The 15,427-nt window shown below is 41.4% G+C and carries 19 protein-coding genes and 2 pseudogenes; 13 read left to right on the top strand and 8 right to left on the bottom strand.

Features of this window, described 5'->3' with window-relative positions; all coding sequences use genetic code 11:
• Positions 1-43: 43 nt before the first annotated feature.
• Complete coding sequence (locus tag Bovatus_RS25320; RefSeq protein ID WP_139266166.1) at positions 44-289, top strand: hypothetical protein; 246 nt, start codon at positions 44-46, stop codon at positions 287-289.
• Positions 290-300: 11 nt separating this feature from the next.
• On the opposite strand, the gene Bovatus_RS20300 is transcribed toward Bovatus_RS25320, so the two are convergent.
• Genes Bovatus_RS20300 through Bovatus_RS20290 form a run of 3 tightly spaced genes read right to left on the bottom strand, consistent with a single transcriptional unit; the run spans position 301 to position 3,160 of the window.
• On the bottom strand, positions 301-675 hold the full coding sequence (locus Bovatus_RS20300; protein ID WP_052588032.1) for a hypothetical protein: 375 nt from the start codon (positions 673-675) through the stop codon (positions 301-303).
• A 21-nt stretch (positions 676-696) separates the two neighbouring features.
• The gene (locus Bovatus_RS20295; RefSeq protein WP_004301184.1) at positions 697-1,917 is read right to left on the bottom strand and encodes a site-specific integrase; all 1,221 of its coding nucleotides are present in this window, start codon (positions 1,915-1,917) and stop codon (positions 697-699) included.
• Between the two features lie 13 nt (positions 1,918-1,930).
• Entirely contained in the window at positions 1,931-3,160 is a 1,230-nt protein-coding gene (locus tag Bovatus_RS20290) for a site-specific integrase (RefSeq protein ID WP_004301183.1), read from the bottom strand.
• A 279-nt stretch (positions 3,161-3,439) separates the two neighbouring features.
• Here Bovatus_RS20290 and Bovatus_RS25315 point away from each other — a divergent pair.
• The 7 genes and pseudogenes from Bovatus_RS25315 to Bovatus_RS20260 form a co-directional block, all read left to right on the top strand.
• A pseudogene (locus tag Bovatus_RS25315) lies at positions 3,440-3,619 on the top strand (tyrosine-type recombinase/integrase); the annotation flags it as partial.
• Between the two features lie 163 nt (positions 3,620-3,782).
• Positions 3,783-4,013 (top strand): helix-turn-helix domain-containing protein, encoded by a 231-nt coding sequence (locus Bovatus_RS20285; protein ID WP_004301180.1) that lies wholly within the window; start codon positions 3,783-3,785, stop codon positions 4,011-4,013.
• Between the two features lie 45 nt (positions 4,014-4,058).
• Entirely contained in the window at positions 4,059-4,373 is a 315-nt protein-coding gene (locus Bovatus_RS20280) for a helix-turn-helix domain-containing protein (RefSeq protein ID WP_004301179.1), read from the top strand.
• Complete coding sequence (locus tag Bovatus_RS20275; RefSeq protein WP_004301178.1) at positions 4,354-4,602, top strand: hypothetical protein; 249 nt, start codon at positions 4,354-4,356, stop codon at positions 4,600-4,602. Before Bovatus_RS20280 ends, Bovatus_RS20275 begins: the two co-directional genes overlap by 20 nt.
• 17 nt (positions 4,603-4,619) lie before the next feature.
• Positions 4,620-5,792 (top strand): hypothetical protein, encoded by a 1,173-nt coding sequence (locus Bovatus_RS20270; protein ID WP_004301177.1) that lies wholly within the window; start codon positions 4,620-4,622, stop codon positions 5,790-5,792.
• Positions 5,793-5,842: 50 nt separating this feature from the next.
• Complete coding sequence (locus tag Bovatus_RS20265) at positions 5,843-6,178, top strand: hypothetical protein (protein ID WP_004301176.1); 336 nt, start codon at positions 5,843-5,845, stop codon at positions 6,176-6,178.
• 1 nt (position 6,179) lies between these two features.
• A complete protein-coding gene (locus tag Bovatus_RS20260; protein ID WP_004301175.1) occupies positions 6,180-6,989 on the top strand; it encodes a phage antirepressor in 810 nt (269 codons plus the stop codon).
• Positions 6,990-7,736: 747 nt separating this feature from the next.
• Here the strand turns inward: Bovatus_RS20260 and Bovatus_RS20255 are convergent.
• Positions 7,737-8,306, bottom strand: coding sequence for a hypothetical protein (locus tag Bovatus_RS20255; RefSeq protein ID WP_004301173.1), 570 nt, complete (start codon positions 8,304-8,306; stop codon positions 7,737-7,739).
• 14 nt (positions 8,307-8,320) lie between these two features.
• Entirely contained in the window at positions 8,321-8,572 is a 252-nt protein-coding gene (locus Bovatus_RS20250) for a helix-turn-helix domain-containing protein (protein WP_004301172.1), read from the bottom strand.
• 218 nt (positions 8,573-8,790) lie between these two features.
• Between Bovatus_RS20250 and Bovatus_RS20245 the strand changes: the two genes are divergently transcribed.
• The 5 genes from Bovatus_RS20245 (at position 8,791) to Bovatus_RS20225 (ending at position 11,057) form a co-directional block, all read left to right on the top strand.
• Positions 8,791-9,123 carry a hypothetical protein gene (locus Bovatus_RS20245; protein ID WP_224440817.1) on the top strand — a complete coding sequence of 111 codons (333 nt, stop codon included), beginning with the start codon at positions 8,791-8,793 and terminating at the stop codon, positions 9,121-9,123.
• A gap of 27 nt (positions 9,124-9,150) precedes the next feature.
• Positions 9,151-9,360: a hypothetical protein gene (locus Bovatus_RS20240; RefSeq protein ID WP_004301170.1), complete on the top strand. Its 210-nt coding sequence runs from the start codon at positions 9,151-9,153 to the stop codon at positions 9,358-9,360.
• 198 nt (positions 9,361-9,558) lie between these two features.
• A complete protein-coding gene (locus Bovatus_RS20235; protein WP_224440818.1) occupies positions 9,559-10,020 on the top strand; it encodes a hypothetical protein in 462 nt (153 codons plus the stop codon).
• Positions 10,021-10,054: 34 nt separating this feature from the next.
• Entirely contained in the window at positions 10,055-10,372 is a 318-nt protein-coding gene (locus Bovatus_RS20230; protein ID WP_004301167.1) for a hypothetical protein, read from the top strand.
• A 151-nt stretch (positions 10,373-10,523) separates the two neighbouring features.
• Positions 10,524-11,057, top strand: a complete 534-nt coding sequence (locus Bovatus_RS20225; protein WP_004301165.1) for an RsmD family RNA methyltransferase — start codon at positions 10,524-10,526, stop codon at positions 11,055-11,057.
• Positions 11,058-11,081: 24 nt separating this feature from the next.
• On the opposite strand, the gene cls is transcribed toward Bovatus_RS20225, so the two are convergent.
• The 3 genes and pseudogenes from cls to tnpC form a co-directional block, all read right to left on the bottom strand.
• Entirely contained in the window at positions 11,082-12,521 is a 1,440-nt protein-coding gene (cls, locus tag Bovatus_RS20220; protein ID WP_004301164.1) for a cardiolipin synthase, read from the bottom strand.
• Between the two features lie 132 nt (positions 12,522-12,653).
• Positions 12,654-13,727, bottom strand: a pseudogene (locus Bovatus_RS20215) (outer membrane beta-barrel protein); the annotation flags it as partial.
• Between the two features lie 61 nt (positions 13,728-13,788).
• A complete protein-coding gene (gene tnpC, locus Bovatus_RS20210) occupies positions 13,789-15,354 on the bottom strand; it encodes an IS66 family transposase (protein ID WP_052587919.1) in 1,566 nt (521 codons plus the stop codon).
• Positions 15,355-15,427: the final 73 nt, after the last annotated feature.

Below are 15,427 nucleotides of genomic sequence, written 5' to 3'. Positions count from 1 at the left end.
AGCAATGGACTTGACAGCAAAAAGAAAAAGGAACGGTTTACGGATGAAGCATCAAGATTCCGCTTCGTCTGTTAGCCGTTCCTTTTCTTTGTCTTCTGATTTCCCGTCAGTCGCTTGTTTCTGTTGCCGGATGCCTTTCGAGCGTATGGTCGGCAGAGGCAAGGTTTTCGGGCTGAATACGCTCCGCAGGAGGAAGATTCTGCCCGAAACGGCTTTGCCGCCTGACCTTTCCACTGCCATCAGTGCCATGCGCTACCTTTGCATCCGAGTATCGGGAACAGGTGACTGATGGGATGAACCTCAACTATACCATAGGTTGCTTCCTCTGCCACAGGATACAAACAATGTTATTGAGTTCTCTTTCTTGGTGGCGTAGATTTCATTTATCACAAACCGTCTGAACAAGATACTTTCTCTGCTGCATATTCTGAATGCAATGGCTATAACCATTTCAAGATTATAAACATCATAACTGATACCATCTGGTTGCTTGATATATTTCATCGTATCACATTCGTTTAACTCCTTATTCTTACATATAACATGAATCGCTTTACGGATGTCACAAGAGAATACTCCAAACAGGTCGGCGATTTCGAATTGTGTCATCCATACGGGTGCGGTCGGAATAGTGACCATACCCGCTTCACTGATTGTGATTATACCTCTATCCATAATATATTGTATTGACATTGTTTAGTTACTTTTGTTTGTCTTTTCGCCGGTAGATTGTTTCTTCCGGCGTTCCATCAGTTTGTCCATATCCTTTGAGATTTTGTCATCGGTTATACGTGCATATCCCTGTGTCGTCCGAATATTGGAGTGCCCCATCATCTTGGAGATACTCTCTATCGGTATATCCGCTGAAATAAGGAAAGTTCCGAAACTATGTCGGCTTTGGTGGTAGGACAAGTTATCCTCTTTGCCTATGATTACACCTAACTCATGAATTTCAAACCACAAGGCGTCACGGTTAGGAAGCGGAAATACGGGCTGTTCGTCATCGGCCGTGTTGTACAGCGACAATATCTGTTCCGCTATGGGATGCAGGGGTATGAACGCTTCCACCTTTGTCTTCTTGCGGTTGATACGGATATACCGTCTGCCCTCCGCATTCATCCCGATGTGGTGGGGATGCAACAATTGTATATCCACATACGCCAATCCCGTCAGGCAGGAGAATATGAAAGCCCGTCTCGCCAACTCCAGCCTGTTGTCATACATCGGGGTGGAAAGTATCTTCTTGAACTCATCGCGGCTGATGTATCTGTGCTTTGCCTCCGGTTTGGTTTCATATTCCAACTCCTCGCAGGGATTCACTCGGATTATCTCCTTATCGACCGCCAGATACAACAGGCGGTTCAACCATCGCAGACAATGGTTGGTCTGAGATGCCCCGAAGTTCTTGCATCTTTTCAGATATGCCTTATAAGATTTGCCGAAGTCCTCTGTAACTTCTTCAAAACAGATGTCCTTTTTACCCGATGACACAATATAGTCTGTCAGGTACTTCTGGTAATACATTGAACTTCGATAGGAGGAGGTTGAATCTATTTCCTCGGAGTGTTTCTTTAACCGCTCCCGTTCCCATTCTCCCATTTGCAGGAGGGTAGTCGGATGAATGTTGTTTTGGGTGATGTGGCTCTTCAACATCTCTGCACTGACTACACCTTGCGATTTCAGTATTTCCTCGTATGCTTCTGAAATGATTCGGAGATATTCCTGCAAGCGGTTGTTTTCCCTTGTGGACTTTATCTCGTTCTTCTTGCCATTCCAATCTTCGGGACGGCAATAGATACTTGTGCTTATGACCGTCTGTTTCCCGTCAATGGTTATGCGGCAGAGAACTGCGGTCGTACCGTCAGCCTTTACCTTGCTGCGGTTGATATAGGGTAACAGTGAAAATGTACTTCGCATATCGCTTGCTGTATTAAAGGGTAAGTTTGAAATCCTCGGTAGCTTTGATGAACCTGTCCATGTCCTCAAAGAGTTTTTTCGGACTGACACGGGCGTACACCTGAGTGGTGGAAATATCGGAATGCCCCAACATCCTACTGATGGTCTCAATCGGCACACCAGCTTCGAGCGTAATCAGCGAGGCGAAACTATGCCTCGCCTGATGGTAGCACAGGTCATCCTTGATGCCTGCCAGTGCCGCCAACGCTTTCATGTGCCTTCTAAGATTGGGCCAGCGAAGTAAAGGAAACAAGGTTTCTCTGTCCTCACTGCTATACTTATTGATAAGCGCAATTGCTTCGGGCAATAGTTTTACACTGGCACGAAGTTCGTTTTTCTTTCTGCGGTATTTCAACCATAATGCCCCGTCCCCGTCTGTCTGCAAATTAGCATGGGTAATCGAAACGACATCCGCATAAGATACACCTGTGTAACATCCGAAGAGAAACATATCCCTTGCCAGCATATGGGATTTGCGGTATGCAGGTATTTCCACGTCACGGATTTTCTCGAACGATTCACGGCTCAATGCCCGTGGAGTCGTTTCCGTTTTCTTCGGCAGGGTGAAATGTTGGAAGTGGATTTTATCGGCATGTCCCTCTTTATAAGCTAGACGGCAAATCTTCTTAAGTATGGCAAGATAATGTCTGGCAGTATCGATTGCCTGTCCTTTATCTTCCGTGACAAATGTCTGATAGTCGTGGATGAACTGTTCCGTCAGTTGCCCGAAAGCCAAATCCTTGACCTTGTACTGATGCTTGATGAACTCTCCGAGAGCCAGCCGCATATAGTGATAGCCGGGATAAGTACTTTTGGCACGGTCAATACCGATACGTGCCTTGATGTCATCACAGACAACATCGGTCATTTTCATAAGGGTCATCTGCGTTTCCATGCTGCCTTGAAAAAGGTCTTTCACATCGGTGGCATCGAAATCAATTTTGCGTTCCACAAGATTGTCGAATGCTATGTTTACCGCCAGTAGCAACTTGTCAATCTTGGCATTAGTCTCCACCGCCTCGCGGCTTTTTCCGTTCAGACGGCTTTCACGGGGATTCCACAATTCGGGTGTGCAGGACAGCTTGCATCCGAACTGCGCCATCGTGCGGTTCACTGTAATTCTTCCCATTATCGGGGCTTTGCCCGACTTTCCCAGTCCGCTCTTTTTGAGGTAAAGCAGCACCTTGAATTTTTCTACTTTCATACGCTTATATTTTTTAGTGCAAAGTTACTTGCCATATAAGCGTTCCTTGATAAGCAAAATGCTGAGTACGAGTGCAAACAAAACGGTGAGGATTTCTTTTCATTGCTTTCCGTTACCTGTTCTCGTTCCGGTAACTGCCCGGCTAACGGTCTGGTAACTGAACAACCTCAATATTACGTTGTCATTTGCATTTTCTCAATTTGGCAAAATACTGAAACAATGCTCATTTCAAACGGTTTACGTTTAATCTTCTTCTGTCTGCTTTTCCTTGCGTAGCCTATCACTTTCCACGTAAGCCGTCACACATTCGCCACTCTTAGTATAACTTATGGCGCAGAACTCTACACAGTTAGCAAACTTTTGGGACATGCAGATATTAAGACGACCCAAATATATGCAGATGTGATTAACGAAAAAAAAAGAGATGCGGTAAACTCAATCCCAAGTATTATGGATTAAAAAGATACTTAAAATTTAAATCTCTTACATACCTGATTTTTAGCGCATAATACCAATGCGCTATTTTTTTGTACATTTTATCTCCGATAGTGTCGGACACTAGAGCTACCAAAACAACAACTTACATTCATAACGGTATATTATCAATTTAAAATATATCGTTATGAATGAATTTACAACAACAGCCAATTTATCAGAGGACAACGTATGCGAGCGCACATTAGTTGGCGTAGATGAAGCCGCCCGTATTCTCCACAAATCAAAGCACACCATTTACCAATGGGTAAAACGTGGCGAGATTCCATGTTACAAAATAGGAAGAAACTTGTTATTCCGTAAAGACGAACTAGCGGCGTTTATCGGTATACGCAGGGTGTTTATTACTCCTAATTAATTTCCTTATTGAAACACAACACCAACCGATTAAACACGAAAAAGCATGGAAACAGATATTAAAGTTCAATTAGACAGAATCGAGAAACTAACATTGTTATCAGCGAAGAATGTATTATGCCTAGATGACGTTATGTTACTGACAGGTTTAAGCAAATCACACCTGTATAAACTCACATGTTCGCACCAAATCCCATTTTACAAACCTAATAAGATAATCTATTTCGACCGTTCCGAGATTGAAAACTGGATGAAACAAAATCGGGTAGCAACGACCGACGAAATCGAAACGGAAGCCGTTAATTATATAATAACAGGCAAAATACAGAAAGGGGGGCAACGTGGTAAATCGACACATTAACAAAGTCGCCGCCACGCGTGCACTATTCACCAATAACCCGAATAAAACCTTTTGCCGTCTGGATATTGTGAACGCCATAAACAAACCGATTAGTAATGTTTGCCGTATCGTCTACAATCTAGTCGATGAGGGATTTATAGAGGTTGCCAAGAAAGACAAATCACCTCATACAGGTGCGGTTGTAGAGTTTTTGAGGCTGAAAGATAATTCACAGCTAAGTATATTTTAATCATACTAATTTATTCAATGATCGACGGCTTTAAAACAAGTAGTCTAGCCCTTGATGTGCACCAATTAGCCAATAAACTAGGTGTTGATATAAGCCCTAAAGCGGTTTATATTAACATTGAGGGGCTGATATTTGGTTTCACTGACAGAGTAGACGTAACTACGGGAGAAATCCGCAAATTATGTAATTTACACGGAAGCCTACATAAGTACGCTAACGGCGGTTTGCATAATGCCGATTCTTTCCGGCTGTCTGACTTGTGCCGTGTATTTACTGAATTGCAAAAAGTCTACGGGATTAATTCCGATATTACGCGGCTTTATAGCGTCGAATTTGGCGTAAATTTAAAACTACCCTATGATCCGCAACGAATATTGAAAGCGATAAGAATGTACAAGGGTTATACATTTACTCCGATAGGAAAGATAGGGCTTATCTACGAAGCCGATTCGTATAAGCTAAAAATATACGATAAGGGAAAACAGTGCGGCGTATCGGGCTTTGATAGTATTCTACGTATTGAGATAAGCGCAACAAATACATATTTAAAGAAAAAGCACATCTATACGCCAATGTTGGGATACTTGCTTAGTGTCGATGTTTGGGAAAGGTTTGAGGCTCTTTTGCTCGATACGTTGGAAGATGTTGTAATTGTTGAGGCTGTACCATTGGAAGGATTAAGCAAGAAAGAACGAGATTTATTTGCGTTATTTCTTGGTGATGATTGGCAAGCACTTGGCAAGGTTAAACGATGCAGGATGAAAAAGAAGTTTATTGCATTAGCCGAACGGATCGGAGCTACACAGATAAAAGAGAATTTAAAAAATCTCATTTCAATAGAATGTAAGTATCTGCGAGACATGGATAACGAAAAATGCAACCGAAACGGAGTTTTTGCAAAGGAAAATTTCGATGATAAAGTAAATGAAAGCAACAATATCCAACAGGAACGAAATGCCAAAAGTGAAACCGAAACGGAGTTTTTGTATGCCTCATCAAATAGTGAAAAGTGCAACCAAAACGGAATTAAGATAAAGGGCGTTTTGGTTGCATTTTTATCACCGGAAAACGAACCACCGCCAAACGCCAACAACCCACCATTATTTAATGCGAAAAAGTACAACACCAATTCAAACACCGGAAAATGTAGAGGAAAGCCGCCCGATCCGGCTGAACTCAACACAGGATGAGGCTTTATAACAATGATAAAACGAATACTAACACATAACACGTTAAAACTATGGATGCAATAAAGAAAGCCGAAAGGCGCAAAGCAATGGGAGAAACAAAGAAAGTTCCGGTACGTATTGACCCGAAGCAATGGGAACGACTCGATGAAATCCGTAAAAAGTTCAAGTTTAAAAGCAATTACGAAATCATGCAGTACATTTTATCCTGCTTTCTTCGGGTTGCTGACCCTGCCAATGATACGGAGATTGAACCCGTACCGGAAGAAATCGAAATGATGTTCAGTGATTTGTCCGACTCTGAAAGGCATTTCGAATATGTGAAACCGAAACGCTCCATGAATCACGATTCTTTAAACAGCAGTAAACACAATTTAAAATCAAATTAAGATGAACGAGATCACTATTTTCAAAAATGAGAGATTCGGAGAAGTAAGAACCGCAACAAGTGAAAGCGGAGAACCTTTATTTGCGGCTGTAGATGTGGCGCGAGCATTGGGATACGCGAATACTAGAGATGCGATTAGTAAGCATTGCAAGCGAGTGACAAAGCGCGACGGGGTCTCTCGCACAACCAATCAACACGGCGTAGTAACGAATCAGGTAGTAGAAATGTCATTTATCAATGAGGGCGACGTTATTAGATTAATAATGCGATCCAAATTACCGCAAGCGGAAGCCTTTCAAGATTGGGTATGTGAAGAGATATTGCCAAGTATTCGCAAACATGGCGCGTATATGACGCCCGAAACTGTTGTGCAGATGTTCCAGAACCCGGACGCCCTGATACAGTTGCTCACCACCCTAAAGAGCGAGCAGGAACAAAACGCCTTGCTCCGTGCACAAAGAGAGGCTAACGCAAAAGCTATTGAAGCGATGCAGCCAAAAGCGGAGTATTTCGATACTGTGTTATCTTCGTCGTCTCTGATTACTACCAACACGATAGCCGCAAAGTTGGGAATAAGTGCCCAAAGGTTAAATAAATTCCTATGTGAATCAGGAATACAGTATAAACAAAGCGGTTTGTATTTTCTCTACTCCGATCTTCGCGGAAAGGGATTGGAAGGTTATCAAACATTTGCCCGCACCGATTCAAAAACAGGTGAAATTAAAACGATAGAGCACATGTATTGGACGGAAAAAGGCGCATATTTTATTATTAATTTATATCAGGAAACGACATCTAAACTACTGAATTAAAGATGAGTAATGATAAATTTTACTACCCCCAACGGTCACCCCCACCCCCAAAAAATATCCCGCGTGTAAAAAGATGGGGTAGAGTGGGTTTCACGGAACCGCGTCAAAAAATAAAAATCATACCCCCTTTGCCATAACTCGAAGCGTTCGCACCCGCCTAGTATTGTTCATAACCGAATACGAAGCCGCGAGACAGTCGAACGCCTCGCCGTCTATCAAGTTATCACGCAAAGAAAGATAATTCCGCTACGGGCTTGTATTTACGTAGTGACATGAAGCGAACCGAATCAAGAAAGCGAGACGAAGAAAAGTGTATCAGGTCGAAACGTTTTGTTATTCTTTAGTGCTTCCTGATTGAATACAGAGCGAGCCGGGACAGGTCAAGGGACAGCAAGCGGGGCAGATTAGAACCGTCTCAACTTATTGTAGTTCAATATCTTTACGGCTTAGATTGGAACGTTCCGGGACAGGTAGAGGGACAGGATAAGGGACAGACGACACGCAAATAGATACGCAAATCAACCAACAAAATAACCAATAAAATTTCGGTGCAACTGATTGAATACTCATTCGTTACAAGCCCTAACGCTTACGATGCAACCAACGAAGCAACCAACAACTAACCAACGGGCGACTGGGTAGCCTACGCCAAAGTAGCTTACTACGATTTTTTCGTATTTTACTACTTTGGCATGTCTACTACTGTAAATTTTACAGCCAATCGAACAGCCAATCGAACAGCCCAAGTTATCCCTTGTTCTTCAATGTTTCATTTATATTTTTGAGGTGATATACAACACTGTTTTTATAGTCATTAGGAGGGCTTGAATAATTTTGGGCATCTATTTCCTTAAATGAAAGTTTAAACCTAGAGCGTATTTCTGTACCTAATATATCTTCGCAGATTATATCAAATTCTATATAGGCATCTTCACGCGAAAAGTCAAAACTTCCGCAGCTAGTCAAAATGTAATATTGCAATTTGTATTGTGGAGGAAACACATTTATTCCTGACTTAAAAATTCCCCTATTACAAAGTGGATCACCTTTAATCCATTCGAAATCTTTATATATTTCACACTTGACGTTTCTAGCTACCCCCTCACCTATATTAGTAATGTGAAGAATTAGCGTTCCGCTTCCGTGAATTTCTGTTGTAGACAAATACGCCACAATATTAGGAGTTATTTTTTGCAATCGTGTAGCCCTGCTTTCTTTAAGCATTTTATAATTTATCACTGTATAGACTGCCGTACAAATCAACAACATTAAAGGAAGAATTATACTAGCTATGAATTGAGTGTGTGTAGTATCCATGGTATTATAAAAAATTATAGTTCTATTTTGATATTGATATTTTTTCCGCAGTGCGGGCACGTGATTCCGGCTGTATTGTTCTTTGGTTGGTCGAATAGCTCCGTAATATGCACGTCAAGCGCATTAGCTACCTTTTCTAATGTTCCAATAGTTGGATTACCTTTCAATGAAGCGCGGAGAGCTATATCTGTTACTCCGATCTTCTCGGCTAATTCTTTTTGCAAAAGACCTTTTGCCTTGCATAATTCTTTGATTCTTAATTCCATAATATATAGTATTTATTTTAATGGTACAAAGATATATTTAAAAAGCGACAAAACAAATACTATAGCATTTACTTTTTGAGTTAAACAAAAGTTAAACTTTATATTTCGTAGTTCAAAAACAAATAATATACATTATGTTTGTATCGTAAAACAAATAATAAAACATTTATAATATGAAACGGTACAATTTAAGCGAAATAATGAAATCAGCCCACACGATGAGAAAGTTTAGACCGGAAAAGTACCCGACCTTCTCGGAAGCATTAAAAAAGGCTTGGAAAGTTGCGAAGTTCAACAAAGAAATAGCAGACCGCCGCGCCGAAACAATCGCATACCACGAAGCGAAGAAACAGGAAGCGCAGGAACTAGCCGCCCGCGCCGCTCGTATCGAATCAGAGAGAGCCGAACGTATCGCAATGGAAGTAGAAGCCGCAAAGCGTGAACGCGCTGAACGTGCCGCAAAGGTTGAGGCTGAATGTCTGGCATACGGATACGGACGCGGCGAGCATTATTCATCTTTTAGCGGATGGGGAAATTATTGCGGTGATTGATTATTAACGAACTAAATACATATTCAAATGAAAGAATTAGAAATCAGTATCAAACAGGATTCCGGCATGTGGCGAATGAGTGTCATTTGCCAGGCGAATCTAGCAAATGCGGGAATTATTCAAAAGCTATTCGGATGCCTGCAGGAAGATAACGGCGTAATTCGTTCCGGTCTGCTTACTCCCAATATAATGAGGTTGATTAGTATACAAGCTGAATTATTAAGTTACTCACTATGAGAGCGATTTATTTACTCGGACTAATAGCGGGCGTTATCCTGCTATTTGCCACGGAAGCGGAGACAGCCGCACCGAACATAACAGGGCTAGCACTGTGTGTAGCCTCATCTTACAAACTCGATTTATTCACATCTAACAAAATATAAAATCATGGAAGAAGTAGTTATTTTGGGCGCGGACGGTCGCCCGGTGAAAGGTATGCAACTAGATAGAGAAATGATTCATCTAGGAGACGCAGACGGGGCGTACATGGATTGCTCCCGCGAAAGCGTAACGGAACTATCAGAAGAAAGAAACGAGCGTTTAAAAAGGAATATGCAAGCGCATCCCGAAGTGTGGGGAAATTTATCTACCTGTTTGCTTTCGGTTAAATTGGCGGGCTTTGAGAATCCATACGACGAAATCAATAATCTACTATTGAAGGCTTATACTAATACTATTGAAGCGCAAGGGGCGTTCCTCAAGATTCATGAGCAGGAAATAGAGATGAGGCGTTTACGTAGGCGAGTAATCGAGGAAATGACAGCTAAAGAAATAGCGACTGAATTTATTCTATCATCTGGGAATGTCGAAGCGTTTAGAAAGTTCTGCGAGGAAAGAGCCGGAAGTGTGCCGGGTGACAGAGGGGAAACGGGAAAGGTTCGGTTATTCGTTCGGTAATAGATTTTATTAGTAACTTTGGCAAAAAAAGAAGATGACAACTAAAAATAAGAAAATTGAAACAAGATTAGAACCGGAAACACGTGCCGAATTTGAAAGATTAGCGGATGATTTGGGCGTTTCTCCTTATACGGCGGTTCAGTGGGCTATAGATTGCTTTATTGATAAATATAAACGCCCTAAAGATGTTCCTATGAAATTTAGGGGGGTATCCGGGATTATTCCAGATGATTATTATCAAAAGATAAGCTTATTAGCTGATAAATATAATACCACAATAATAGACGTAGTTAGTTCTATTATAAATAGGGCTATTGAAAGAATGGAAAAACAAAATAGCAATTCAGAATGATAATAAGTACCAAAATAATTTCTATCTTTGCTTTCAAAGAAGCCCGCAAAAGACAGTTTTTCATCTGTTTTGTTACTAATTTGTTACCCGCCATTAGGAAAGCGGGCTTTTTATTACTGATATTCAATATATTACAAAAGTTCATTACCTTATGCGAGTAATCAGCGGTATTTACAAACGAAGAAGATTTGACGTGCCTCGAACATTTAAAGCACGCCCTACGACAGATTTCGCCAAAGAAAATCTGTTTAATGTACTCAATAACTATATCGATTTTGAAGAAAGAATAACAGCTCTTGATTTGTTTGCCGGGACAGGAAGCATCAGTATCGAACTGGTATCCCGTGGATGCGACCGTGTTATCAGCATTGAGAAAGATCCTGCACATCACTCATTCATCTGCAAAATCATGAAAGAGGTGCAGACAGACAAATGTCTGCCGATACGCGGAGATGTATTCAAGTTTATCAAGAATGGCCGCGAACAGTTCGACTTCATCTTTGCCGATCCTCCCTACGCTTTAAAAGAGTTGGAAACAATCCCCGAATTAATCTTTCAGAATAATCTTCTCAAAGAAGGAGGATTATTGGTACTGGAGCATGGAAAAGATAATAATTTCGAAGAAAATCCACATTTCCTTGAGAGAAGGGTGTATGGAAGTGTGAACTTCTCACTATTCAGATAAGATCCAAATACAATTTCATCCTTATTAAAGTAGCGGAGCCAATAAACGCACGATAGACTCCGCAGCTTTTTGTCTCCACGAACGTCTGCCCCAATTCTTCAAAAAGATCTGTGTACTTTCGCGCTGGTCCTGAAGAAATATTTCTTTCATTTCAAGGGCAGTTTCTACGTCATACATAAAAGCATTCACCTCAAAGTTATGCTCAAAGCTACGGAAGTCAACATTGGTAGAGCCTACAGTGGAAAGCATATCATCTGAAACCATCAGCTTAGAATGTAGAAAACCTTTCTTATAAAAATAGACCTTAACACCTGCCTGCATCACATCTGCCAAATAAGAACGCGATCCAAGATGAGTTATCCAGTTATCTGCACGTTCCGGTAACATCAAGCGTATATCCACCCCAGACAATGCTGCTGTTTGCATAGCTGCTAATATTGGTTCTGTAGGCAAAAAATAAGGTGTTTGCATATAGAAATATTTTTTTGCACTGGTAATGGCAACAGTCAATCCCTGCATGATTTCTTTCCAAGGCCCGATAGGCTCACTCGTGACAATTTGCACTAAAGAACTTCCGCAAGAGTCAATCTTCGGAAAATAACGGGAAGCGGTTATCAACGTACGGTCTACAAAATACCAATCAAGCAAAAAAGCCGTTTGTAAACCATGCACTGCCTTGCCTTCCAACATGATATGCGTATCTCGCCAAATCCCCCAAGAAAAGCCACGCATATAACGTTCTGCCAGGTTCATTCCCCCAACGAAGCCCACGCGTCCGTCAATAACGACAATCTTTCTATGGTTGCGGTAATTCACCCTACTGGTAAATAAAGGAAAACGTACTTTCAAAAAGCTCCTGACTTCAATACCGGCATTGCGCATTTCTTCAAAAAAACGATTAGGCACATGCCAGCAACCTACATCATCATAGATAACCCGTACTTCAACCCCGTGAGAAGCTTTTTCTATCAGCACATCCCTGACCATACGCCCGATAGCGTCATCTTCAAAGATGTAATATTCCATGTGGATATGCTGCTTCGCTTTTTGCAGTTCACGCAACAATGATTGAAGTTTGGTATATCCTTCGGTATAGACTGCCACACGGTTCCCCTCAAATGGAAACGCTTGATTCGTTTGCTGGAAAAGCTGAATAAGACGGGAGTATTCATAAGGAACGTCCGAACAATCCTGTGCGAGATATTCGGCCATTGGTTTCTTCAATAAGCGGTCGTAGCTTTTTTGCCCAATGATACGTTCGCGACGTTGACTCCGCCCAAAGAAAAAATAAAAGACAAGTCCGACAATAGGAAGGAAAAGTAATATGAGTATCCATGCCATGGTTTTAACCGGATTCCGGTTGTCAAGAATGATGATGACAATCGTACCGATAATGGCTCCAAAATAAAGAATATCAAAAGCCACTGTTGCTATCTGGCTAAGCATATAGTTCCAATCAATCATAGGAATCTCCTTTCATACGAATACTAAACAACAAATATAGAGTAAATTCTCGGATTAACAAAGAAGTCCCGGCAACAACATTGAATCGTTGTGCCGGGACTTCCTGTTTTTATTTAAACCTATTACTCTGCTTTAGTGTGGTCTGCCACCTCCAAAGCCACCACGCGGGCCACGAGGTCCACCACCATCAAAACCGCCATGACGCATATTGCCGCGAGCTTCTTTATTTCCAAAAACATTCAGACGATAAGAGAAACGAAGCATGCAGTAGCTATTAATTCCGTTATATTCAGAAACAGAACGCATATCGGCTGTTAACGAACGGCTGATATTAGATTGCTGCCGCAGAATATCATATACTTCAAAACTGATGGTTGCGGCATTGCCTTTCAGGAAGTTTTGGGCAATCTGTGCATTCCAAATAAGTTCATTCTTATTCATACTGGCATCACGATAACCACGACGAGCGTTATTAGTGATATTGGTAGACAACGTCATACTCCAAGGTAAAGAGATATTAGTACTTGCACCATAACCAAATGTATAGGGTTCTTGATTGTTTTCCGGACGCAGTTGATTTCGCTCAAAGTTATAGTTGATTGAACCATTCAAGGTAAATTCAAACCAGTCGTTACGGAAAGTTCCATTCAGATTCTCTCCGAAAGTCAGTGTCGTACTAGTGTTCTTGTCATTTATTTTAGTATCGTCATTAAAAAGATAAGAAACTGCATTGGTATAATTAGCACGGGAGAAAGAATTTATGGTAAACCGCTTGTCTCTCAATGCTGTATTGAATCCAAACATTCCCATCGCATTCCAGTTTCCGTTGATATTCTCCGGTTTAACAGTCACTCCACCAGTACTCTGATTATAAGTAGTGGCATTAGTAATGCTATTTTGAGTCATATTCAAGTTTACATGAGCCATCATGCCACGCTGTTTATCTGCATTATAAGTATTATAAAACAAACGCATAGAATGAGAGAAAGAAGGTTTCAATCCCGGATTACCCTTACGGATATTCAACGGATTAGAGTCATCAGTTACATCAAGCAAATTTTCCATACTCGGCTGGCTTGCACGTCCCCGATAGGTAAAGCGCAACTGGCTGACTTTAGAAAATCTGTAACGAAAATCAACGTTAGGAGCAAAATTGAACACATTTCTTTTTACTACAGTATCTACTTCGGCTTTCTTATAATCCAATCTGTAAGCGTCTCCGCGATTCTATATAGTGTATTAAAATAAAAAGGCTAATGATCCCTTTTTAGTCATTAGCCTTTTCCCATCTGTCAGGAAGCAGTTCCCTGTATTTTTCAATTGGTGTGTTCGGTTGCCATTCGGCTGTTCTGTTTATCACATCCGTGAGATACTCAAATAGATTCACTTTATGCATCCTACAAGTGAGTGCTATCGTATAGAGTATGGCGCCTCGTTCGGCCCCCTTATGGCTGCCGAAGAACAATGAGTTTTTTCTAGATAAGGATATGTACCGGTTCATCCGTTCAACCATATTGTTGTCCAGATAAGTGTCACCATAATTAAAGATGTCCACCACTGCATTCCACTCATTGCGAAGATAGGTAATGGCTTCCTGCAGTTCGCTCTTAGGTAATAAATCCCCCCGTTCTTCTATTTCATCAAGCACATCTTTTATTTCTCCGAGTATGTCCGGCGCATACTTTTTTCGATGCATAAGATTCTGTTCTACCGTCCATCCCTCAACCCCAACTTTATGCTTATGCTCGTTTTGATAAAGTGCGTTTATCAGCTCCACGATTCTTTTTGCATCCGGCTCCTTCTCACCGCAATCTATAAATTTCCGTTTTATATGTTGCAAGCACGGGATGCGTGTGATATTGGGATAAGCATCGCTTTCGAGCTTCCGGTAAGGTGAGTAACCATCGCTTTGTATGATACCTTTGCAACTGCCTAATTCGTTAAGAATAACTCTTTCAGACCGGGAGCCGTCATCATAGAGCAAGTATATCATCCTGGTGTTTATGCCGACAACCACCCAAAGGTATCCCTTCCTGACTCCTTTTCCCTTGCTGTTCTTTTCTGGGACGAGTATTTTGTAATAGGTTTCATCGGCTGCCTTATAAGGATCACTCAAAGCTGTCTGCCGGATGCACTTATAAAGATTTTCGAAGAGGTTTGAGGCTTTCTCTATCAACTTATGAGCCGTAGGTTTCTTCAGCGTAAAGCCATGACTCTCGAAGTAGTTGATGATTCTTTCAACAGGTAGCGATTGTATATAACGTAATTCCATCAATCCGGCAATAAATGAACCGTCATAGCTGGAATTCAAGAAGGCCGAAGCCGGTGTTTTTCCCTCAAACAGGCGACCTTCTTGCGTATAGGTGTGTATCTTGTAGACATGCTTGATGAAGCGCATGGGTACACATTCATAGCGGACGCATATTCTGGGAACAGTGGTAAACAACCGGGCCTTATTGATGTCAAAATCGGGATCATCGGGATAAACGACATGTTCTTCTTCCTCCATCTCATAATGCATGTCACGTTTGGCCCCATTGTTCTTTCTTGCTTTACGCTTATCTGCTTTTTCCGCTTCTATCTTCTGCCGCTCTTCTTCGAATATGGCAGATTGGGGAGCCTGTTGCTGTTCGGATGTGTTGGATACAAGTTTGGCGAGTCCCTTAGTAAGGCGCTGTTGCTTGCTAAGAGATTCGCCTTTTTGAAGGAGTGCCTCTTTAAGGGAAGAAACCTCCTTTATCAAAGCATCTATTTGGTCCAAGAGTCTGTTGTTGTCATCTCGTAATCCCTTGATTTGTTCCTTCAATAACTCTATGATCTCATCCTTTTTCATGGCATAAAGATATAAAAAATCAACGAATTGGCCAAATAAACCGGATGATATCTTTAGCACAAATAACTAATAA

Origin of the sequence: Bacteroides ovatus, from assembly GCF_001314995.1 — a bacterium.
GTDB lineage: Bacteria > Bacteroidota > Bacteroidia > Bacteroidales > Bacteroidaceae > Bacteroides > Bacteroides ovatus.
Note: the sequence above shows the minus strand (reverse complement) of the source record. Positions and strands in the feature narration are given on the sequence as shown.

Excerpts from the sequence above, each read along its gene's own strand:
- Bovatus_RS25320 (WP_139266166.1), top strand. The coding sequence starts at position 44 with ATGAAGCATCAAGATTCCGCTTCGTCTGTTAGCCGTTCCTTTTCTTTG.
- Bovatus_RS20300 (WP_052588032.1), bottom strand. The coding sequence starts at position 675 with ATGGATAGAGGTATAATCACAATCAGTGAAGCGGGTATGGTCACTATT.
- Bovatus_RS20295 (WP_004301184.1), bottom strand. The coding sequence starts at position 1,917 with ATGCGAAGTACATTTTCACTGTTACCCTATATCAACCGCAGCAAGGTA.
- Bovatus_RS20290 (WP_004301183.1), bottom strand. The coding sequence starts at position 3,160 with ATGAAAGTAGAAAAATTCAAGGTGCTGCTTTACCTCAAAAAGAGCGGA.
- Bovatus_RS20285 (WP_004301180.1), top strand. The coding sequence starts at position 3,783 with ATGAATGAATTTACAACAACAGCCAATTTATCAGAGGACAACGTATGC.
- Bovatus_RS20280 (WP_004301179.1), top strand. The coding sequence starts at position 4,059 with ATGGAAACAGATATTAAAGTTCAATTAGACAGAATCGAGAAACTAACA.
- Bovatus_RS20270 (WP_004301177.1), top strand. The coding sequence starts at position 4,620 with ATGATCGACGGCTTTAAAACAAGTAGTCTAGCCCTTGATGTGCACCAA.
- Bovatus_RS20265 (WP_004301176.1), top strand. The coding sequence starts at position 5,843 with ATGGATGCAATAAAGAAAGCCGAAAGGCGCAAAGCAATGGGAGAAACA.
- Bovatus_RS20260 (WP_004301175.1), top strand. The coding sequence starts at position 6,180 with ATGAACGAGATCACTATTTTCAAAAATGAGAGATTCGGAGAAGTAAGA.
- Bovatus_RS20255 (WP_004301173.1), bottom strand. The coding sequence starts at position 8,306 with ATGGATACTACACACACTCAATTCATAGCTAGTATAATTCTTCCTTTA.
- Bovatus_RS20250 (WP_004301172.1), bottom strand. The coding sequence starts at position 8,572 with ATGGAATTAAGAATCAAAGAATTATGCAAGGCAAAAGGTCTTTTGCAA.
- Bovatus_RS20245 (WP_224440817.1), top strand. The coding sequence starts at position 8,791 with ATGAGAAAGTTTAGACCGGAAAAGTACCCGACCTTCTCGGAAGCATTA.
- Bovatus_RS20240 (WP_004301170.1), top strand. The coding sequence starts at position 9,151 with ATGAAAGAATTAGAAATCAGTATCAAACAGGATTCCGGCATGTGGCGA.
- Bovatus_RS20235 (WP_224440818.1), top strand. The coding sequence starts at position 9,559 with ATGCAACTAGATAGAGAAATGATTCATCTAGGAGACGCAGACGGGGCG.
- Bovatus_RS20230 (WP_004301167.1), top strand. The coding sequence starts at position 10,055 with ATGACAACTAAAAATAAGAAAATTGAAACAAGATTAGAACCGGAAACA.
- Bovatus_RS20225 (WP_004301165.1), top strand. The coding sequence starts at position 10,524 with ATGCGAGTAATCAGCGGTATTTACAAACGAAGAAGATTTGACGTGCCT.
- cls (WP_004301164.1), bottom strand. The coding sequence starts at position 12,521 with ATGATTGATTGGAACTATATGCTTAGCCAGATAGCAACAGTGGCTTTT.
- tnpC (WP_052587919.1), bottom strand. The coding sequence starts at position 15,354 with ATGAAAAAGGATGAGATCATAGAGTTATTGAAGGAACAAATCAAGGGA.